Here is a 19685-nt window from a genome sequence, read left to right as displayed (position 1 = left end):
CGGAGCCTGCCCGCACGACCAGTGGTTGGAGTTACGCTTCGATTGCCAGCGGATGAGCGGCAAACCAGGCTTGGGCCTGTTCGGGGATGACCCCGATCCCCTGGAATGTCTTGACCCGCAGGCCGCGCTCGTCACCTCGGTGATAGAGGGCACGGGCGCAGCGATTGATGAAAAGATGACGTTGCAACAAGCGGCTCAATACCGCCGTGTGCCCAAAGGGAGCGACCCAATCGTTGAGCCAGAGGCGTTCGCCGCTGTTCCAGTCGCCCTGGGTCAGCGCAAGCGGCGACTGGCGCAGGTAACGTTGCTCTGCCGCCTCGTCGAGGTTGAGCCAGGACAGGTAGAACACCGGCTTGCCGTGTTCGGAGCCGAGCACGAACTGGCGATGCTTGAGGGCCGGCAACAGCAGCGTCGGCAACGTGTGCAACGGCGCATCGCGATGGGCTTTGGAATGCATCCACAACCAGGTGGCGGAGCCGAACACCGCGGCTTCGCTCCAGGGTTCGTCGATCAGGCCGGGGGCGATAATGTCTAGCGTCTCGAACTGCATGGGATCACCTCAGAATGACCAGATGACGGTGAACGCGCTGGTCACGTTGGCCGTCTCGAAACCATCGGGTTTCTTCAACGGCGTACCCAGCGACCAGTCATAGGACAGGCCCTTGTAACCACCGCGGATACCCACTACGGCCCCCGCCAGGCGCTGGCCGATCAGGAATTCACTGGCCTGGCCGCTGACTTCGCCATAGTCGATACCGGTGTAGAGCTCCTGGCCGGTCTGCCCCAGGGACAGGCCGATTTCGTTGCGCAGCGTCCAGCCGCGGTCGGCGGACAGAATGTTTTCGCCATCAAAGCCCCGCACGCTGTAGCGCCCGCCAATGGAGAAGCGATCCTGGGGCACCAGCGGCGTACGGTTCCATTGCGCGCGCCAGCCGCCGATGTAGCGCAGGCGCTGATCGCCGACCAGGAACGGCACCTGCAATTGGGCATCGGCGGTAATGATCTGCGAGCGTGACGTGCCGGCATCAAAATCTTCTTCGGGGGCCCTGAGCGCGTCGTTGGCCCCAGTGCCGCGACGGTAGGCGACGCCCAGGTCGAGAATCGAAGCGCCAATGAATTCCCGATGGTCCAACCCCAACTGCCAACCGGCCATGCGGCGTTTCTGGTTACCGATTTCGGTGTCGTCGATGAAGTTCTCCGACGAACGCGTCCACAGGCTGCCCCAGGCGGTAGTCTTGCGAACAGCGTCGCGGTACAGCAGGCGGGACAGGCGCAATTCGTTGTTGCGGCTCTCGCCCCGGTACTGATAGGTCTGGTTGGCGCCGGCGACCGACTGTTCATAGTTGTATTCGCTGCTGGTGAACCCCAACTGCCAGTAGCCGAACGGCAGCGAGTAATGCAGCGTGCTGCCATCGGAGCCGCGATGGCCGGATTCACCACCGCCCAAGTCATGGTTCACACTGGCGTAGAACAAATCGTTGAGCGACAGCAGGTTGTCCAAGGACAGCGACACGTTGCCCTGGTATTTACCCGTGGTCTTGCTGCCCGAATTGTCTACCGACAGGCTCACCCGAGCGGGGAACCGCTGGCTCCAGGCGATTACCACGTCGCTCTCACCGGGTTTGGCGTCGGCGGCACGGGCGGGCGCGATCTTGATGTCGGCCTCGGCGGTCGGCACGCGCTTGAAGTTCTCCAGCGCCTGCTCGATGTCGCGCAAGTTGAGCAGATCGCCAGGACTGGCCGGCATCGCGTTCCAGGCATTGGCTCGCGAGCTGGTGCCCTCTTCGAAACGAATCTCACGGATGCGCCCCGGCACGAGGGTCAACACCAGGACCCCACTGTTCAGATCCTGGGCTTCGGCCAGTACGCGCGTGGTGACGTAGCCGGCCTCGATGATCGCATTCTGCATGCGTTTCATCGTCAGGTTGATCCCGCCGCCACCGAGGCAACGGCCAATGGCGGGATCATCCTTGGGGTTGGCAGCGCGCAACGCCCACTGGAATTGTTCCGACGCCTCGCCGATCAGGCGGATGTCATTGATCGCAAAGCAGGGGCTCTCCCTGGAGGGCAAACGATCGACACCTTCGTCCACGGGTGCCGCCTGCAGGCGCACGTCCGGCCGGGATTCCAATTGCTCCCTCAGCACCCGTTCGCGCTCTTGCTGGCGCAAGAGTTCTTCTTCAGGCCCAGCCGCCTGTGCAGCACTCCACGGTCCCGTCATGCAGGCCGCCATCAACAGCAGCGCGAGACGCCTGGCGTTTCGTGCAGATGAACGGGTTGCGTCAACACAACGGCGAGGGCTGCTACGCGGTCGGCAGGGTGCGGCTGGCTGCATGTCACATCCTTGTGGTTTGAATCAAAAACACGATAAGTCAGGCCCGCCGGTCGCGGCATTGGCACTGATACAGATAAAAGAGGTAGGTATTCCTACAACGTACCGAGACGGTCAGATAGCAGAGGGGGGAGGAAGTTTCGTGTTACAGAAACAGACTCGATACAAAAGGGTCAAAATGGGCAATCGGTCACAGCCTGAGGAGGATGAAAGGCTGTTCAGGGCACGATCAGGACGCTGAAGTAGAGGTTGTTCGTTTGGATAGGGAGTATGCACGCGGGGAAGTGAGCGGCATTTGCGCTAAATCACTGTTTAATAATGGTGTCCCAGGGCAGGTTCGAACTGCCAACCTTCCCCTTAGGAGGGGGATGCTCTATCCAATTGAGCTACTGAGACACGAGTCGACCGCGAGAAACGCGGTGCGTTGGACGGCGTGCATGTTAACGGCCGCTCTCGCGTTTGTCATGTCGTCGTTGCCTGATAAGTGTAGGCAAATGGTGCAGCTGAACCGCTGCGTGGAGCACAGACCTGGCGAATTCAGCCACCATTCATCCATCCCCGGCTCGTCGGCCTAGTAAATCGGCATTTTGCCACTATCCTGTACAGAGCAAGGACAGTCGGCGTTTTGCTCCGTAGCGGTTATCCGCCAAACGGTATGGCACAACGACACGATGCAGTGGTCACAAATGCGGAACCTGTGTGTTTTTTCAAACCAGTCCGCATTTTTTGACGAAGGGTGCTGGCATAACGCCTTTACCCGGATCAGAATTTGTCACAGAATTGGCGCCAATGATCTGGCAATTTTGAGGCATCATGCGGCCTCTTAACAATTCAGGTTGAACATTTGGCTGCAGACCTTGTCCTATCGACATCCTGCGGCCAATCCCGAGAACCGCTCCCCTGAACTAACCGGTTAAATAAATATGCGCCCAATGAAACAGGCAATTTATTCCAGCCGTACGGCTGACAAGTTCGTCGTGCGTCTGCCAGACGGAATGCGGGAACGCATTGCCGAGGTGGCTCGTAATCATCACCGCAGCATGAACTCCGAAATCATCGCGCGCCTTGAGCAAAGCCTGATTCAGGAAGGGGCATTGGGTGAAGAGTTGAGCATGCGCCTGGACAGCCCTGAGCTGTCGTTGCACGAGCGCGAGTTGCTTCAACGCTTCCGACAACTTTCCCATCGTCAGCAGAACGCCCTCGTTTCGCTGATTGCCCACGACGCAGAAATGGCCGCAGACGCGTCCTGATCACCACCCAATTATTAAAGCCAGCCTTGTGCTGGCTTTTTTTTGCCTGGAATCCGGCCCCTGGCAAAAACCATCGCGCACAAAAAAGCCCGCCAAACAGGCTAATGCAATTCACTTGAGAAAAATGAAGTACCCGTGGCGAGGGAGCTTGCTCCCTCGCCACGGGTTCGTCGGTTGCCTTAAGTGAACAGCATTACGCCAATCAAGCGGGCTTCTTGAGGAGCCATTCAGAGCAGAAAAATCGTCGCCAGGCCCAGGAAGATGAAGAACCCTCCACTGTCCGTCATGGCGGTAATCATCACGCTGGCGCCCATTGCCGGGTCGCGCCCCAGGCGGGCCAGGGTCATCGGGATCAATACTCCCATCAACGCCGCCAGCAGCAGATTGAGCGTCATCGCCGCGGTCATCACCACACCCAGCGACCAACTGCCGTATAGCAGGTACGCCACCACGCCGATCACGCCGCCCCAGATCACGCCGTTGATCAACGCCACCGCCAGCTCCTTGCGCATCAATCGCGACGTATTGCCGGTGCTGACCTGGTCCAGCGCCATGGCGCGAACGATCATGGTGATGGTCTGGTTGCCAGAGTTGCCGCCGATGCCGGCTACGATAGGCATCAACGCCGCCAGCGCTACCAGTTTCTCGATGGAGCCTTCGAACAGGCCGATGACGCGAGAAGCGACAAACGCCGTAACCAGATTGACCGCCAGCCAGGCCCAACGGTTGCGCAGGGATCTCCAGACCGAAGCGAAGATGTCTTCCTCTTCTCGCAGACCGGCCATGCTGAGGACTTCGCTTTCGCTTTCCTCACGAATCAGGTCAACCATTTCGTCGATGGTGAGACGGCCGATCAGTTTGCCGTTCTTGTCCACCACCGGCGCGGAAATCAAGTCATAACGCTCGAATGCCTGGGCCGCGTCGTAGGCATTTTCGTCGGGATGGAAACTCACCGTGTCGCTGGCCATGACCTCGGCAACCTGCTTCTCCGGGTCATTGACGAGCAGCCGCTTGATCGGCAGCACGCCGGTGAGCACGCCGTCGTAATCAACCACGAAGAGTTTGTCGGTATGCCCCGGCAGCTCCTTGAGGCGACGCAGGTAACGCAAGACCACTTCAAGGCTGACATCCTCGCGGATCGTCACCATCTCGAAGTCCATCAGCGCACCGACCTGCTCCTCGTCGTAGGACAATGCCGAGCGGACACGCTCGCGCTGTTGCCCATCAAGGGCTTCCATCAACTCATGGACAACATCGCGCGGCAGTTCGGGGGCGAGGTCGGCGAGCTCGTCGGCGTCCATCTCCTTGGCCGCCGCCAACAGCTCGTGATCATCCATGTCGGCGATCAGGGTTTCACGAACCGAGTCGGACACTTCCAGCAGGATGTCACCGTCGCGATCGGCCTGGACCAGCTGCCAGACGGTCAGACGTTCTTCCAGTGGCAAGGCTTCGAGGATGTAGGCGACGTCGGCCGAGTGCAGGTCATCGAGCTTGCGCTGCAACTCGACGAGATTCTGCCGGTGGACCAGGTTCCCGACCCGGTCGGAATGAGGGCCTTCCTGGCGATGCGTCAGGTCTTCGACGACCCGCTGACGATGCAGCAGCTCAACGACTTGAGCGAGGCGATCCTGAAGGCTTTCCTGCGTTTTTTTTACTTCTACTTCGGTCATAGGCGAACTCCACTCCCAGCAGTGGAGCACGCCGGAAGGATCAATCAGTCAATTCATGATTGGTAAAACGCGATATTGAGTAACTACTGGGTAAGTCCATGAAGATATTCCAAAGCCCCGGCGGGGCTGACGGCCGCAATCATACACCGCTTGACGCTCTAGAACGTTAAAAAATCGTGGCAAGAACAAGCGCTTGCGAGACAAACCTGAACACAGGCTGAACCTCTGCATTTACGACGACTTATTCTGAAAAGAAAACACACGCTGCGGCGCAAATGTAGCGGCTACCCTTCTTTACCAACGGTCAAGGAGGAAGCCCGGATGCTCGCAAACCGCTGTCTGTTTCCACTCGCCGCCTTAGCCTGCTTGCCTCTCTGGAGCGTCGCACAAACCGTGCATCGCTGCGAAAACGGCGCCGGGCAGGTGACGTTCACGAGCCTGAGCTGCCCGTCCGGGGAGATCCTGTCCGTGCAGCAGATAAACTCATTCAACCCAGGCCACGTCGCACCGCTGCTGCCGGAAGCGCTGCCGCTGAAAACATCCGACAACACAAACAGACGCAAGGCACCGACCATCGTTGGCCAGTTGGAGGACGACTGCGGGAATCTGATCGACGCCAGTCAGCGCCGGGAGGCAATCATGAATCGGCGGGTAATCGCTGGCATGAGCCAGCAAGACGTGGAGAGCGCACTCGGCAGGCCCGACACGATCAAGGTGCGGAATTCGAACACGCGCTATACCTACAAAAAGAGGAACGGCCGCAGCACCGAGGTCGCGTTCGATGGAAAAGGCTGCGTGAAACGTTAAATCCCAGACAGCAAAAAGCCCGCGTTGGACGCAGGCTTTTTGGTGTTTGGTGCACTCGACAGGATTCGAACCTGTGACCGCTCGGTTCGTAGCCGAGTACTCTATCCAGCTGAGCTACGAGTGCAAGTTGTGGTTTTATACCAGATCACAACTGGTTGTAGCCAAGTTATTTGCATCGCTGCAAGCAACTCTTAAATGGTGCACTCGACAGGATTCGAACCTGTGACCGCTCGGTTCGTAGCCGAGTACTCTATCCAGCTGAGCTACGAGTGCATTTGTTGCCGCGCATTATAGGTCGCCGAATCTTTTTGTAAAGCGCTTTTTTCAGTAATTTCAAACACTTACCGATCAAGCCAGAGACAGCGCACTAAACGAATAATGGCGGAGAACGGGGGATTCGAACCCCCGACACCCTTTTGAGGTGTACTCCCTTAGCAGGGGAGCGCCTTCGGCCACTCGGCCAGCTCTCCGCAACACGGGGCGTATATTAACCACCTTCATCCCCGTTTGCAAACATAAAAATCGATAAAAATTAATGGCTTGGTTCGTCGTCCTTCTCTTTCTTGATACGCAGGTAAATTTCCTCCCGGTGCACAGCGACCTCTTTCGGCGCGTTGACGCCGATACGCACTTGGTTTCCTTTGACGCCGAGCACGGTCACGGTGATTTCGCCATCGCCAATAATCAGGCTCTCTGCGCACCGACGGGTCAGAATCAGCATACCTTTCTCCTCACGCGATTCAGTTCAGGAACAACAGTCTGCAAAAAAAGGGCATGACACCTACAACCGAAACGGTCGCAGCCCACAGGCCTAGTATTGACCAGCGGGCGCAAAAGAACAGTTTTGGGACATGCCATCCGGAAAAACAAAGGGCGCGGTCGAAACCGCGCCCTCAAGGCAACGCCTTACTCGCCCTGTCGGGCCGCAGCGTCGAGCTCAAAAGCCGTGTGCAGGGCGCGCACGGCCAGTTCCAGGTACTTCTCTTCGATCACCACCGACACCTTGATTTCCGAGGTGGAGATCATCTGGATGTTGATGCTTTCCTTGGCCAGCGATTCGAACATGCGGCTGGCCACGCCTGCGTGGGAGCGCATGCCGACGCCGACGATCGAGACCTTGGCGATCTTGGTGTCGCCCACCACTTCCCGGGCGCCAATCTCGCCAGCGGTCTTTTTCAGCACGGTTTCAGCGGCCTGGTAATCGTTGCGGTGCACGGTGAAGGTGAAGTCGGTGGTGTTATCGTGCGCGACGTTCTGCACGATCATATCGACTTCAATGTTGGCCGCGCTGATCGGGCCGAGAATCTTGAACGCCACGCCGGGAGTGTCTGGCACGCCACGGATGGTCAGCTTGGCTTCATCGCGGTTGAAAGCGATGCCGGAAATGATCGGCTGTTCCATGGATTCCTCTTCATCGATAGTAATGAGGGTGCCCGGACCCTCCTTGAAGCTGTGCAGAACGCGCAGCGGAACGTTGTACTTGCCGGCGAACTCTACCGCGCGGATCTGCAACACCTTGGAACCGAGGCTGGCCATTTCCAGCATCTCTTCGAAGGTGATCTTGTCCAGGCGCTGAGCCACGGGCACGACCCGCGGATCGGTGGTGTAGACGCCATCCACATCGGTGTAGATCTGGCACTCGTCAGCCTTGAGGGCTGCCGCCAGGGCCACGCCAGTGGTATCGGAACCGCCACGGCCGAGGGTGGTGATGTTGCCGTGCTCGTCCACGCCCTGAAAACCGGCGACAACCACGACGCGGCCAGCCTTCAGGTCACCGCGAATCTTCTGGTCGTCGATCTGCAGGATACGCGCTTTGTTATGCGCACTGTCGGTCAGGATACGCACCTGGTTGCCGGTGTAGGACACCGCCGGTACGCCACGCTTGATCAGCGCCATGGCCAGCAAGGCGATGGTCACCTGCTCGCCAGTGGAAACGATTACGTCCAGCTCACGGGGGACCGGTTGCTGGTCGCCACTGATTTGCTTGGCCAGATCGATCAGACGGTTGGTCTCGCCGCTCATTGCCGACAGCACGACCACCAGGTCATCGCCAGCGTCACGGAATTTCTTAACCTTGTCGGCGACTTGTTCGATTCTCTCGACGGTGCCGACCGAGGTGCCTCCAAATTTCTGTACGATCAAAGCCATTTCAAAGCCGCCTCTGCCCATGAAGGGCGCCCAAATAATCTCGACAGCGCCCGGGCCCGCCTTGGCGAACCCGGGGCGCTGCCTTAAATGCCCTGCTCTACAAATGCAACGGTCTGGGCCAGTGCCGCGTCCAGGGCGCTGGCGTCGGTACCGCCGCCTTGCGCCATGTCCGGACGACCACCGCCCTTCCCGCCCACTGCCGCAGCGGCCTGCTTCATCAAATCACCGGCTTTGAGTTGGCCAGTCAGGTCTTTGGTCACGCCTGCGACGAGAACGACCTTTTCCTCATGGACACCGCCGAGCAGGATCACTGCGCGGCCGAGTTTGTTTTTCAGTTGATCGACCAGCGCCAGCAGCGCCTTGCCGTCCTGGCCGTCGAGACGCACGGCCAGCACTTTCACACCCTTGACGTCCACCGCCTGGGCCGACAGATCGTCGCCCGCGGCGCTGGCAGCCTTGGCCTGCAACTGTTCAAGCTGCTTTTCCAGTAGGCGGTTGCGCTCCAGCACAGCCGACAGCTTGTCGATCAGGTTGTCACGGCTGCCCTTGATCAGGCTCGCCGCTTCCTTGAGTTGTTCTTCAGCCGCGTTGAGGTAGGCCAGCGCAGCAGCGCCAGTGACCGCCTCGATACGCCGCACACCGGAGGCCACGCCGCCTTCGCTGATGATCTTCAGCAGGCCGATGTCGCCGGTACGATTGGCGTGGATGCCACCGCACAGCTCCACCGAGAAATCGCCCATGCTCAGCACGCGCACATTGTCGCCGTACTTCTCGCCGAACAGCGCCATCGCGCCTTTGCGCTTGGCGGTCTCGATGTCGGTTTCCTCGGTCTCTACCGGGGAGTTCTTGCGGATCTCGGCGTTGACGATGTCTTCCAGCGCCTTGAGTTGCTCAGGCTTGATCGCTTCGAAATGGCTGAAGTCGAAGCGCAGGCGCTGGCTGTCCACCAACGAGCCCTTCTGCTGAACGTGTTCACCCAGCACCTGGCGCAACGCTGCGTGCAGCAAGTGTGTCGCGGAGTGGTTCAACGCAGTCGCGTGACGGACCTCGGCGTCGACATGGGCGGCCACGGGCGCTGCGACCATCAGGCTGCCGGAGGCCAGCACGCCGTGGTGCAGGAACGCGCCGCCGGTCTTGGTGGTGTCACGCACATCGAAGCGCGAGTTGCCGGCCTGCAAGTAGCCGCTGTCGCCGATCTGGCCGCCGGACTCGGCGTAGAAAGGAGTCTTGTCCAGCACGATCACGCCTTCCTGGCCTTCGCTCAGGATATCGACCGATTGCCCGTCCTTGTAGATAGCCACGATCTTGGCCGAGCCGGTGGTCGCGGCGTAACCGGTAAATTCGGTGGCCACGTCAACCTTGACCAGGCTGTTGTAGTCCATGCCGAAGGAGCTGGCGGAGCGCGCACGCACGCGCTGGGCTTCCATCTCGCGCTCGAAACCTTCCTCGTCGAGGGTCAGGTTGCGTTCGCGGGCGATGTCGCCGGTCAGGTCCATCGGGAAGCCATAGGTATCGTACAGCTTGAACACCACGTCACCGGGAACCACGTTGCCCTTGAGCTCGGCCAGATCCTGCTCGAGAATCTTCAGGCCCTGCTCCAGGGTCTTGGCGAACTGCTCTTCTTCACCCTTGAGGACACGTTCGATGTGCGCCTGCTGAGTCTTGAGCTCCGGAAAGGCCTCGCCCATCTCGGCCACGAGCGCCGCGACGATCTGATAGAAGAAGCTGCCCTTGGCGCCCAGCTTGTTGCCGTGACGGCAGGCGCGACGAATGATCCGGCGCAGCACATAGCCGCGACCTTCGTTGGAAGGCAGCACGCCGTCGGCGATCAGGAAGCCGCAGGAACGGATATGGTCGGCCACCACTTTCAGCGAGGCCTGGTTGTCGTTGGTGCAACCGATGGCCTTGGCCGAAGCGGCCAGCAGGCTCTGGAACAGGTCGATCTCGTAGTTGGAGTGGACGTGCTGCAACACCGCACTGATCCGCTCCAGGCCCATGCCGGTGTCTACCGACGGCGCCGGCAGCGGATGCAACACGCCGTCGGCGGTGCGGTTGAACTGCATGAACACGTTGTTCCAGATCTCGATGTAGCGGTCGCCGTCTTCTTCCGGCGAGCCGGGTGGGCCGCCCCAGATGTCGGCACCGTGATCGTAGAAGATCTCGGTGCAAGGGCCGCACGGGCCGGTATCACCCATGGTCCAGAAGTTGTCGGAAGCGTAAGGCGCGCCTTTGTTGTCGCCGATGCGCACCATGCGTTCAGCCGGGACACCGACCTCTTTGGTCCAGATGTCGTAGGCTTCGTCGTCGGTGGCGTAGACCGTGACCCAGAGCTTTTCCTTCGGCAGGTTCAGCCACTTTTCGGAAGTCAGGAATGTCCAGGCGAAGGTGATGGCGTCGCGCTTGAAATAGTCACCGAAGCTGAAGTTACCCAGCATTTCGAAAAAGGTGTGGTGACGAGCGGTATAGCCGACGTTTTCCAGGTCGTTGTGCTTGCCACCGGCACGCACGCATTTCTGGCTGCTCACCGCGCGGGTGTAGGCACGTTTTTCCTGGCCCAGGAAGCAGTCCTTGAACTGGTTCATCCCCGCGTTGGTGAACAGCAGGGTCGGGTCGTTGCCCGGAATCAAAGAGCTGGAGGCTACTCGGGTGTGGCCTTGCTCTTCGAAGAAGCGAAGGAAGGCTTCACGGATTTCTGCGCTTTTCATTAGGTTCTTCCACGGAGGCTGCGGCCAAAGGCCTGTGCAAAACGTCAACAGACGAAGCAACGGCAAAGGGCCGCATTATATCGGCCCTTTGCGTGGGGTACAGTGTGTTATGCGATAGAAACCGTCAATCGGACCGCTGAAAGGATCAGTTGCGGGAAAATTCGACGAAAGTGTCGATCACCTGGTCGATTTGCCCGGCGCCGACATCCATGTGGGTGACCATCCGCAGACGGGGCGCGGCACTGAGCTGGATGCGTCGCTCGGCGGCATAGGCCTTTATCGCCTCGGCCCGCTCGCCGATCTGCACGTAGACCATGTTGGTCTGCACCGGCTCGACGGAATAACCCGCCGCACGCAAGCCCTCGGCAAGCCGCTGGGCATTGGCGTGATCGTCGGCCAGGCGTCGGACGTTATGTTCCAGGGCATACAGCCCCGCCGCCGCGAGGATCCCGGCCTGGCGCATGCCGCCACCGACCATCTTGCGCAGCCGACGGGCCTTGCCGATCAACTCGTCAGTGCCGCACAGCACCGAGCCCACCGGGGCACCGAGCCCCTTGGACAGGCACACCGACACCGAATCGAAATGCTGGGTGATCTCCCGGGCGTCCACGTTCAGCTTGACGGCGGCGTTGTACAGCCGCGCGCCGTCCAGGTGCAGCGCCAGGCCATGTTGCCGAGTGAAACGCCGGGCTTGCGCCAGGTATTCCAGCGGCAAGACCTTGCCCTGCATGGTGTTTTCCAGGGCCAGCAGGCGGGTGCGGGCAAAATGGAAATCGTCGGGCTTGATCGCGGCAGCCACTTGCGCCAAGTCCAGCGAGCCGTCCGCCTGCACTTCCAGGGGCTGGGGCTGGATCGAACCGAGCACCGCCGCACCGCCACCCTCGTATTTGTAGGTGTGGGCCTGCTGGCCGACGATGTATTCATCGCCGCGCTCACAGTGGGCCATCAACCCCAGCAGGTTGCTCATGGTGCCCGTGGGCACGAACAACGCCGCCGCGAACCCCAGGCGCGCGGCCAGCTCGGCTTCGAGACGATTGACGGTCGGGTCTTCGCCATACACATCGTCGCCGGTCGGCGCGCTGGCCATGGCATCCAGCATGCCGGCGCAAGGTTGGGTCACCGTGTCGCTGCGAAGGTCGATAGCGCTCATGAATCTGGCCTCGGTTTCAGATGGGGGAAATTCCCTTTCGAAGGGCAATTACTGCGGGCATGGGCAGGAATAATCAAGCCCGGCCGAAGGAAAAGAACACCTGGCCTGAAGATTGATCAGTTCCCCTGTGGGAGCGAGCCTGCTCGCGAACGCGTTGGGTCAGCGACATTTATTTAGCTGACACACCGTATTCGCGAGCAGGCTCGCTCCCACAGGGGGTTATGTGTTAAAAATCCTGCGCCGTCACAAAACGTGACGGCAAAACGTTCTCAGGGCGGGGTGCAACTCCCCACCGGCGGTAATTGCGCGCAATGCGCATAGCCCGCGAGCGCTTGGTGCTACACGGTCTTTACAGTGTAGCGACAAGGTCAGCAGACCCGGTGTGATTCCGGGGCCGACGGTCATAGTCCGGATGAAGAGAGAACGGGATTGACACCCAAGGGCCGCCTGCGACTGTCTTGTGCGCGGCGTACCCTCGAATCCCCTTCGATTCATGACGCCCTGTTTTTCACACAAACAGGAACCAGAACATGCAACCCACCGCAATCGACAGCAAGACCAAAACCCATCCGGGCGAGCGCGTCGCGTTCATCCAGGCCTGCTGGCACAAGGAAATCGTCGACCAGAGCCGTAAAGGCTTCGTCACTGAGATGATCAGCCAGGGTTATCAGGAAAGTGACATCGACTTCTTCGAAGTCGGCGGCGCGTTCGAAATCCCGCTGCACGCCAAGCTGCTGGCCAAGTCAGGTCGTTACGCCGGCATCGTCGCCGCCGGCCTGGTGGTGGACGGTGGCATCTATCGCCACGAGTTCGTCGCCCAATCGGTGATCAGCGGTTTGATGCAGGTTCAGCTGGAAACCGAAGTGCCGGTATTTTCGGTCGTGTTGACGCCGCATCACTTCCACGCTGGCGAAGAACATCAGAAATTCTTCTTCGATCACTTCGTGCACAAGGGCCAGGAAGCGGCGAAGACCTGTGCCGATACGCTGCACAAGACGCGGGCGTTGCGCCGCAGTGAGCAGCGGGCGGTAGCGGTCTAAAGAAACACTGAGACCCTGTGGGAGCGAGCTTGCTCGCGATAGCGGACTGTCAGTCACCTTCAACATTGACTGAAGCACCGCAATCGCGAGCAAGCTCGCTCCCACATTGGTTCTGCGTTGGCTTTAGGCCAGGTTCTCGTCCGTCGCGGGCACGATCAGGATGCCCGCGCGCAAGCCATTCTTGACCTTGGGATTGGGGAAGATGATCCGCGCGCCCTCTTCTTCGATCACCCAGCGGGTCTGGGCGATGTCCTCGGCCAGGACGTAACCTTTTTCAAGCTCCGAGAAGTTCTCGATGTCCGCCGGCAGGTTCAGGCGGAAGCTGTCGCTGTGCTTGATGATTTCCCGCGCCACGCTGAACAGTTGCAGACCATCCAGGCTGTCTTCCAGCTCCGGCTCGTTGCCTTCGATGACCTGGTGCAGGCGGGTTTCCAGCTGGTTGACGTTGACGCCACCGTTCTGCCCGAACGGCCGGGCCTTGCCCAGTTCCAGGGTGAAGGACTCGGCGCCCAGCTGATCGTAGGTGTACGCGCTGAAGACGATGGACGGTTTGTTCTGCAGCAATACCGCTTCCATGCCCGCCGCGCGCAGGCGCGCCAGCTCGCGACGTGAATGTTGGCGACCTTCCTTCCAGGGGTACAGGGCGAACTGCTCGATCTTCGAACCGCGAATGGCGGTGTGCAAGTCGTAGTGCAGACGGCTGCGGTCCGGCACGCTGAAGAAACTCGCGGCCAGCCGTTCCAGCTCACAGGCGCGCAACGCCTCGGGGCCGCCGCTCAGTTCGTGGCGGCCGTTGAACAGCCGGTTGACGTCCTGCTCGACAAAACGCTCGCCGCGACGAATCGCCTCGGGGTTGCCGAACAGAAATAGAATGCGTGCCCGCGGCTTCAGGTCGCCACGGGCAATGTCGTGCAGCAGTCGATCGAGCAACTCGATCGGCGCGGTTTCATTGCCATGGATACCGGCCGACAGCAGCAGGTCCAGGCCGTTGTCCCGGGCTTCGGGCGGCTTGACCTCCAGCGCGCCCTCGCTCAACCAGCGCATCCGTACGCCTTCGACAGTCAGTTGAGTCTTCTCCGCCGGTTCGCGGCCGGCGAGGGTCAGTTCAAGCAGTTTGCCGAGGGCGAGCATAGCGCGGTTTCCTTAGTGATCGTGGCCGCAGTCAGGGCCATGGACGTGGTCGTCATCGCCGATGTCGGCCGGTTCCATTTCCAGTTGCAGGCTGACCAGGTTGGTCGCCAATGGACGCAGCAAGAGGTTGGCGTATTCCGCGTCCCCTTCCTCGACGTCGACGCCGATCAACAGCTGGCCGCGACCGTCCTGCTGGATCCACAGCTCCTTGCCCTGCCACATCACCGCGACGCGGGTGCAGGAGGTTTCCAGTTGCGTGCCGTCGGTGTCTTCTAGGATCAGCTGCAGGGTATCGCTCATGTCTTTACATTCTCGTCGGGGGATAAGGCAACGCGCCCTGCTTTGACTGTAGTCAGGACGCGCGCGCTTTCAATTGATCTGGAAAGGATAAACCGCGCCAAGTTTAAGGATTTGTGTCAGTTCATCCAGTGCCGACCGGCACTCAAGCAACAATTGCGGGTCCGCCAGGTCGTTTTCGGTCATGCGGTCGCGGTAATGGCGCTCGACCCATTGGGTCAACGACTCATACAGCGGCGCGGTCATGATAACCCCTGGGTTGACGGCCGCCAGTTCGGTTTCGTTAAGCGCCACGCGCAACCTCAGGCAAGCGGGGCCGCCGCCGTTCTGCATGCTTTGCTTGAGATCGAAGACCTTCACTTCGCGAATCACCCCGCCAGACCCCGTCAGGCCTTGCAGGTAGTTCCAGACGCGTTCGTTGCCACGGCATTCTTCCGGCACGATCAACAGCATCGAGCCGTCGGCACGCGACAGCAACTGGCTATTGAACAGGTAGGAACGTACCGCATCATCCACGGTGACCGCCGAACGCGGTACGCACACTGGCTGAAATTTCCCACCGACCTTGGCGATTTTATCGCTCAGCTCGGCCAGCATCCGGTCCGTGTCGAGGAACGCGTCCTCGTGATAGAACAATACTTCGCCGTTACCGACCGCGATCACGTCGTTGTGGAAGACGCCCTGGTCGATCACCGCCGGGTTCTGTTGAGCGTACACCACGCCCTCCTCGCTCAGGCCGTGCAGGCGGGCAACGGCGCGGGACGCTTCGAGGGTCTGGCGCGCCGGGTATTTCTGTGGCGACGGGTAGCGGCTGTCGAAGGCGCTGCGGCCGAAGACAAAAAACTCGACGCCGGCCTCGCCATAGGCACGGCAGAATCGCGTGTGGTTGGCCGCGCCTTCATCGCCGAATTGCGCCACCGCGGGCAACGCGGCGTGATGGGCGAAGTGCTGCTGGTCGGCGAACATCGCGCCCAACACGCGGCTGGTGGTCGGGTGCTCGATGCTGCGGTGGTATTTGCAATTGAGGTTGGCGGCGGTGAAATGCACGCGGCCGTCAGCGGTGTCGGCGCTCGGGCTGACGGTGGCGGCGTTCGCCACCCACATACTCGAGGCCGAGCAACTGGCAACCAGCAGCGGCATCGCTTCTTTCGCGGCGCGCTGGATGACCTGCGCATCGCTGCCGGCAAAGCCCAGCCGACGCAAGGCCGCCACGTCCGGACGCTCCTGCGGCGCCAGCACGCCCTGCTGGAAGCCCATGTCCATCAGCGCCTTCATTTTCGCCAGGCCTTGCAGCGCCGCTTCCTTGGGGTTCGAGGATTGCTGGCTGTTGCTCTGGGACGCGACGTTGCCGTACGAGAGCCCGCCGTAGTTATGGGTCGGCCCCACTAGACCGTCAAAGTTGACTTCATAGGATTTCATCAGCGAGGCTCCACGAGAATCTGTTTTTTATAGACATCAAGTAACGACCGCGGCACGGCCTTGGCGAACGAGGCTCGCTCTCACAGGGTTCAGCGTAATCCCTTGTGGGAGCGAGCCTGCTCGCGAAGGGTGCTACGCCATTCGCACGCCAGGCGTCAGGCTGGCCGGCATCACCAGGCTTGGTGTCTCCAGCGACGCCACCGGGTACGCGCAGTAATCCGCCGCGTAATAAGCACTGGCGCGGTGGTTGCCCGAGGCGCCGATGCCGCCGAACGGCGCGCTGCTGGCGGCGCCGGTCAGCTGTTTGTTCCAGTTGACGATGCCGGCGCGGCTTTGCAGCCAGAACTGGTCGTAACGTTCTTGCGAATCCGAGAGCAACCCGGCGGCCAGGCCATATTGGGTATTGTTGGCTTCGCTGATCGCGGCGGCGAAATCCTTGTAGCGGATCACCTGCAGCAGCGGCCCGAACAATTCTTCGTCGGGGCGCTCGGTCACGGCGGTCACGTCGAGGATACCCGGTGTCAGCAACGCGGCCTGGGGCTGCGGCTGGGTCATGGCGAGCAGCGGCGCGGCGCCCTTGCCCAGCAAATGATTCTGCGCGTCCATCAGCGCCTTCGCCGCGCCTAAGGAAACCACCGAGCCCATGAACGGCGCCGGTTGCTGGTCAAAGGCGCCGACTTCGATAGTCGAGCTGACCTGCACCAGGCGCGCCAGCAAGGCATCGCCCCAGGCACCTTCCGGCACCAACAGGCGGCGTGCGCAGGTGCAACGCTGGCCGGCGGAAATGAACGCCGACTGGATGATCGTATAGACCGCCGCATCGACGTCGGCCACTTCATCCACCACCAGTGGGTTGTTGCCGCCCATTTCCAGCGCGAGGATCTTGTCCGGACGACCGGAGAATTGCTGATGCAGCAGGTTGCCGGTGCGACTGGAACCGGTGAAGAACAGCCCGTCGATGCCCGGATCCGCCGCCAGGGCGATACCGGTTTCCCGCGCACCTTGCAGCAGGTTCAGCACGCCCGCCGGCAGGCCGGCCTCGACCCAGCACTGGACCGTCAGCTCGGCGACTTTCGGGGTCAGCTCGCTCGGTTTGAACAACACGCAGTTACCCGCCAGCAGCGCCGGCACGATGTGCCCGTTGGGCAAATGGCCGGGGAAGTTGTAAGGGCCGAATACCGCCACCACACCGTGGGGCTTGTGCCGCAGCACGGCGGTGGCGTCGCCCAGGGGGCCGCTCTTTTCGCCGGTGCGCTCGCGGTAGCTCTGTACCGAAATCCCCACCTTGTTGATCATGCTGGTGACTTCGGTGGCGGCTTCCCACAGCGGCTTGCCGGTTTCCTCACCGATGCAACGGGCCAATTCGTCAGCCTGCGTCTTCAAGGTGCCGGCGAAGGCTTCGAGCACCTGGATGCGTTCATCCAGCGAGCGCCGCGCCCACTCCGGGAACGCCTGGCGCGCCGCCTGCACGGCCGACTCGACCTGCGCCGCCGTGGCGCCCTTGCCCGTCCACAACACTTGCTGGGTGACCGGGTTCAACGACTCAAAGACGTCGCCCTGGCCTTCCAGCCAGCTTCCCGCGATGTACAACGATTTCATTATTTGGTCTCCCGAGCGGCGGACAACGCCACGGCACGCACCTGGTCGCCGGCGTTGAGTTGAAGACGTTTGGCGGTCAGCGGATCGACCACCAGGGTGCCCGCGGCGAAGCGCGCAGGCGCCGCGGTGATGCGGCAGTCCTGGCACTTGCGGTTATGGATGAGGAACGGCGTGGCGTCATCGCCCGGCGTACCGATGGCCAGCACCAGTGCCTGGCTGTCGCGAATCGCGCGGATCTTGCCGGTCTCGCATTCGACGGCCGGGCCGGCGTCGAAGATGTCGACATAGCCCTGATAACTGAAGCCTTCGCTCTTGAGCATCGACAGCGCCGGTTCGGTGTCGGGATGGACCTGGCCGATCACGGCCCGGGCATCCTCGGACAGGAAGCAGGTGTACAGCGGGAACTTGGGCATCAATTCGGCAATGAAAGCCTTGTTGCCCACGCCGGTCAGGTAATCGGCCTGGCTGAATTCCATCTTGAAGAAGTGCCGACCGAGGCTTTCCCAGAACGGCGAACGGCCGTTTTCGTCGGACATGCCGCGCATCTCGGCGATGATCTTGTTGCCGAACAGCTGGGAGAATTCGGCGATGAACAGCAGCCGCGCCTTGGCCAGCATGCGACCGTTCAGGCCGTTGCGGTAGTCGGCGTGCAGGAACAGCGAGCACAGCTCGGAGTTGCCGGTCAGGTCGTTGGCCAGGAACAGTGTCGGGATTTCCCGGTAGATGTTCAGCTCCTGGGAAGCGCTGACCGTCAGGCCGACGCGGAAGTTGTACCAGGGCTCGCGCAGCCCCACGGCACCGGCGATGGCGGAAATGCCCACCACGCGACCGTCGTCGTCTTCGAGCACGAACAGGTAGTCCGCGTCACCACGCCCGGCTTCGCCGCGAAAGGTCTTCTCGGCCCAGCCGACCCGATGCGCCAGGCGCTCTTCGTTGGCCGGCAAGGTGGTCAGGCCGGTGCCGGTGCTGCGGGCCAGGGCGATCAGCGCGGGTAAATCGCTGCTGCGTACGGGACGAACGATCATGCTATCTCCTCAAACGGGCCGCTCAAGCCACCCGCGAAAAACTCGTCTGTAAAGCGTTATACGGCTACCAGGCGCACGCTGGCACCCTCGCCGACGCCCAGGGCTTCGGCCGCTTCCATATCCAGTGTCACGGGCTTGCCCGGCGCGTAATCGAGTTCGAGCAGCACGGCGCGGTAATCCTGCAGTTGGGCATTGGCCACCAGGTACTGGCGGCCAATGCCCTTCACCGTTTCACCGATCTTGACCGGCACCACGCGGCTCTGGGCGATCGAGCGGATCCCCGAGACACGCGCATGCAAGGTCGGACCGCCGTCGAAGATGTCGATGTAGTGATCGGTCTCGAAACCTTCGCGCATCAGGATATCGAAGGTGATCTGTGCACGCGGGTGGACCTGGCCCATGGCTTCCTGGGCGGCGTCCGGCAACAGCGGCACGTAGATCGGGTAATGCGGCATCAGCTCGGCGAGGAAGGTCCGGCTTTTCAGCCCGCACAGGCGCTCGGCGGCGGCGTAATTGAGGTCGAAGAAATTGCGACCGATGGCGTCCCAGAACGGTGAATCGCCATTCTCGTCGCTGTAGCCGACGATCTCGGTCACCACCGAATCGGCGAAGCGCTCCGGATGGCTGGCCACGAACAGCAGGCGTCCGCGGGAGTTGAGCTCCGCCCAGGGCGAGCCGACCAGTTCCGGGACCACGTAGAAACTGGTCAACAGGCTGTTGCCGGTCAGGTCGTGGCACTGGGACAGGACGTGAATCTTGTTGTGGATCTTCAGCTCGCGGGAGGCATGGACGAACGTCTCGTTGCGAAAGCTGTAGAACGGCTCGGAATAGCCCGCCGACGCGACGATGGCCGAACAACCCACCAGCTTGCCGGTGGTGGTGTCTTCGAGGACGAAGAAATAGCTTTCCTCACCGTTGAAACTGACTTCGGCGGCGAACGAGGCTTCGCTTGCAGCGATCTTGTCGCTCAGGCGTTCCACGTCGTCCGGCAAGGAAGTGACACCGATCGGACTGTCCGCAGCCAGCCGCTGTACCTCGCCCAGGTCAGCCATTTGCGCGGGGCGCATCACCAGCATGGTGTCACTCCTTAACTTGAAATAAACGGTTCGACC

Annotated in this window: 16 protein-coding genes, 4 tRNA genes and 1 riboswitch; of the genes, 3 read left to right on the top strand and 17 right to left on the bottom strand. The window is 61.1% G+C overall.

Annotation, left to right across the window (positions count from 1 at the left end; genetic code table 11):
* Window positions 1–31: 31 nt before the first annotated feature.
* The 3 genes from J3P84_RS07235 to J3P84_RS07225 all read right to left on the bottom strand — a co-directional run bounded on the left by J3P84_RS07235 (window position 32) and on the right by J3P84_RS07225 (window position 2728).
* Entirely contained in the window at window positions 32–550 is a 519-nt protein-coding gene (locus tag J3P84_RS07235; protein ID WP_434628972.1) for a toxin-activating lysine-acyltransferase, read from the bottom strand.
* 9 nt (window positions 551–559) lie between these two features.
* A complete protein-coding gene (locus J3P84_RS07230; RefSeq protein WP_434628970.1) occupies window positions 560–2221 on the bottom strand; it encodes a ShlB/FhaC/HecB family hemolysin secretion/activation protein in 1662 nt (553 codons plus the stop codon).
* 430 nt (window positions 2222–2651) lie between these two features.
* Window positions 2652–2728: transfer RNA gene (locus J3P84_RS07225), tRNA-Arg, on the bottom strand.
* 527 nt (window positions 2729–3255) lie between these two features.
* Between J3P84_RS07225 and J3P84_RS07220 the strand changes: the two genes are divergently transcribed.
* Window positions 3256–3582, top strand: a complete 327-nt coding sequence (locus tag J3P84_RS07220) for an Arc family DNA-binding protein (RefSeq protein ID WP_010226671.1) — start codon at window positions 3256–3258, stop codon at window positions 3580–3582.
* Window positions 3583–3809: 227 nt separating this feature from the next.
* Here J3P84_RS07220 and mgtE read toward each other — a convergent pair whose 3' ends face one another.
* The gene (gene mgtE, locus J3P84_RS07215; RefSeq protein WP_434628968.1) at window positions 3810–5252 is read right to left on the bottom strand and encodes a magnesium transporter; all 1443 of its coding nucleotides are present in this window, start codon (window positions 5250–5252) and stop codon (window positions 3810–3812) included.
* Between the two features lie 321 nt (window positions 5253–5573).
* On the opposite strand from mgtE, the gene J3P84_RS07210 reads away from it, so the two are divergent.
* Window positions 5574–6059, top strand: coding sequence for a cell envelope protein SmpA (locus tag J3P84_RS07210; protein WP_434628966.1), 486 nt, complete (start codon window positions 5574–5576; stop codon window positions 6057–6059).
* Between the two features lie 47 nt (window positions 6060–6106).
* Here J3P84_RS07210 and J3P84_RS07205 read toward each other — a convergent pair.
* The 7 genes from J3P84_RS07205 to ltaE form a co-directional block, all read right to left on the bottom strand.
* Window positions 6107–6183 (bottom strand) — tRNA-Arg (locus tag J3P84_RS07205).
* A gap of 72 nt (window positions 6184–6255) precedes the next feature.
* A tRNA-Arg gene (locus J3P84_RS07200) sits at window positions 6256–6332 on the bottom strand.
* Between the two features lie 106 nt (window positions 6333–6438).
* Window positions 6439–6529 (bottom strand) — tRNA-Ser (locus J3P84_RS07195).
* Window positions 6530–6591: 62 nt separating this feature from the next.
* Entirely contained in the window at window positions 6592–6780 is a 189-nt protein-coding gene (csrA, locus tag J3P84_RS07190) for a carbon storage regulator CsrA (protein ID WP_003178872.1), read from the bottom strand.
* Window positions 6781–6965: 185 nt separating this feature from the next.
* Window positions 6966–8207: an aspartate kinase gene (locus J3P84_RS07185; protein WP_305499355.1), complete on the bottom strand. Its 1242-nt coding sequence runs from the start codon at window positions 8205–8207 to the stop codon at window positions 6966–6968.
* Window positions 8208–8290: 83 nt separating this feature from the next.
* Window positions 8291–10912, bottom strand: a complete 2622-nt coding sequence (gene alaS, locus J3P84_RS07180; RefSeq protein ID WP_434601601.1) for an alanine--tRNA ligase — start codon at window positions 10910–10912, stop codon at window positions 8291–8293.
* A gap of 145 nt (window positions 10913–11057) precedes the next feature.
* Complete coding sequence (gene ltaE / locus J3P84_RS07175) at window positions 11058–12062, bottom strand: low-specificity L-threonine aldolase (protein WP_434628963.1); 1005 nt, start codon at window positions 12060–12062, stop codon at window positions 11058–11060.
* Window positions 12063–12323: 261 nt separating this feature from the next.
* Window positions 12324–12491, top strand: a riboswitch (FMN riboswitch).
* Window positions 12492–12592: 101 nt separating this feature from the next.
* Between ltaE and J3P84_RS07170 the strand changes: the two genes are divergently transcribed.
* Window positions 12593–13102 (top strand): 6,7-dimethyl-8-ribityllumazine synthase, encoded by a 510-nt coding sequence (locus tag J3P84_RS07170; RefSeq protein ID WP_434628961.1) that lies wholly within the window; start codon window positions 12593–12595, stop codon window positions 13100–13102.
* A 123-nt stretch (window positions 13103–13225) separates the two neighbouring features.
* On the opposite strand, the gene astE is transcribed toward J3P84_RS07170, so the two are convergent.
* The 6 genes from astE to aruF all read right to left on the bottom strand — a co-directional run bounded on the left by astE (window position 13226) and on the right by aruF (window position 19649).
* Window positions 13226–14233 carry a succinylglutamate desuccinylase gene (gene astE / locus J3P84_RS07165; protein WP_434628959.1) on the bottom strand — a complete coding sequence of 336 codons (1008 nt, stop codon included), beginning with the start codon at window positions 14231–14233 and terminating at the stop codon, window positions 13226–13228.
* Between the two features lie 12 nt (window positions 14234–14245).
* Window positions 14246–14533, bottom strand: coding sequence for a topoisomerase II (locus J3P84_RS07160; RefSeq protein ID WP_305499345.1), 288 nt, complete (start codon window positions 14531–14533; stop codon window positions 14246–14248).
* Window positions 14534–14602: 69 nt separating this feature from the next.
* Entirely contained in the window at window positions 14603–15949 is a 1347-nt protein-coding gene (gene astB / locus J3P84_RS07155) for an N-succinylarginine dihydrolase (protein ID WP_434628957.1), read from the bottom strand.
* A gap of 132 nt (window positions 15950–16081) precedes the next feature.
* Window positions 16082–17551 (bottom strand): succinylglutamate-semialdehyde dehydrogenase, encoded by a 1470-nt coding sequence (gene astD / locus J3P84_RS07150; protein WP_434631183.1) that lies wholly within the window; start codon window positions 17549–17551, stop codon window positions 16082–16084.
* A complete protein-coding gene (gene astA / locus J3P84_RS07145; RefSeq protein ID WP_434628955.1) occupies window positions 17548–18573 on the bottom strand; it encodes an arginine N-succinyltransferase in 1026 nt (341 codons plus the stop codon). The genes astD and astA overlap by 4 nt, the downstream gene beginning before the upstream one ends.
* Window positions 18574–18629: 56 nt before the next feature.
* Window positions 18630–19649: an arginine/ornithine succinyltransferase subunit alpha gene (gene aruF, locus J3P84_RS07140; protein WP_434628953.1), complete on the bottom strand. Its 1020-nt coding sequence runs from the start codon at window positions 19647–19649 to the stop codon at window positions 18630–18632.
* Window positions 19650–19685: the final 36 nt, after the last annotated feature.

The sequence above is a fragment of the Pseudomonas sp. Z1-29 genome, from assembly GCF_051131995.1.
Taxonomy (GTDB): Bacteria; Pseudomonadota; Gammaproteobacteria; order Pseudomonadales; family Pseudomonadaceae; genus Aquipseudomonas.
The sequence above is the reverse complement of the archived record's forward strand: the minus strand, read 5'-3'. Positions and strand labels throughout refer to the sequence as shown.

Coding starts and splice junctions, on each gene's coding strand:
- J3P84_RS07220 (WP_010226671.1), top strand. CDS start 3,256: ATGCGCCCAATGAAACAGGCAATTTATTCCAGCCGTACGGCTGACAAG.
- J3P84_RS07230 (WP_434628970.1), bottom strand. CDS start 2,221: ATGACGGGACCGTGGAGTGCTGCACAGGCGGCTGGGCCTGAAGAAGAA.
- J3P84_RS07170 (WP_434628961.1), top strand. CDS start 12,593: ATGCAACCCACCGCAATCGACAGCAAGACCAAAACCCATCCGGGCGAG.
- J3P84_RS07185 (WP_305499355.1), bottom strand. CDS start 8,207: ATGGCTTTGATCGTACAGAAATTTGGAGGCACCTCGGTCGGCACCGTC.
- J3P84_RS07160 (WP_305499345.1), bottom strand. CDS start 14,533: ATGAGCGATACCCTGCAGCTGATCCTAGAAGACACCGACGGCACGCAA.
- astB (WP_434628957.1), bottom strand. CDS start 15,949: ATGAAATCCTATGAAGTCAACTTTGACGGTCTAGTGGGGCCGACCCAT.
- alaS (WP_434601601.1), bottom strand. CDS start 10,912: ATGAAAAGCGCAGAAATCCGTGAAGCCTTCCTTCGCTTCTTCGAAGAG.
- J3P84_RS07210 (WP_434628966.1), top strand. CDS start 5,574: ATGCTCGCAAACCGCTGTCTGTTTCCACTCGCCGCCTTAGCCTGCTTG.
- mgtE (WP_434628968.1), bottom strand. CDS start 5,252: ATGACCGAAGTAGAAGTAAAAAAAACGCAGGAAAGCCTTCAGGATCGC.
- ltaE (WP_434628963.1), bottom strand. CDS start 12,062: ATGAGCGCTATCGACCTTCGCAGCGACACGGTGACCCAACCTTGCGCC.
- astA (WP_434628955.1), bottom strand. CDS start 18,573: ATGATCGTTCGTCCCGTACGCAGCAGCGATTTACCCGCGCTGATCGCC.
- J3P84_RS07235 (WP_434628972.1), bottom strand. CDS start 550: ATGCAGTTCGAGACGCTAGACATTATCGCCCCCGGCCTGATCGACGAA.
- astE (WP_434628959.1), bottom strand. CDS start 14,233: ATGCTCGCCCTCGGCAAACTGCTTGAACTGACCCTCGCCGGCCGCGAA.
- csrA (WP_003178872.1), bottom strand. CDS start 6,780: ATGCTGATTCTGACCCGTCGGTGCGCAGAGAGCCTGATTATTGGCGAT.
- aruF (WP_434628953.1), bottom strand. CDS start 19,649: ATGCTGGTGATGCGCCCCGCGCAAATGGCTGACCTGGGCGAGGTACAG.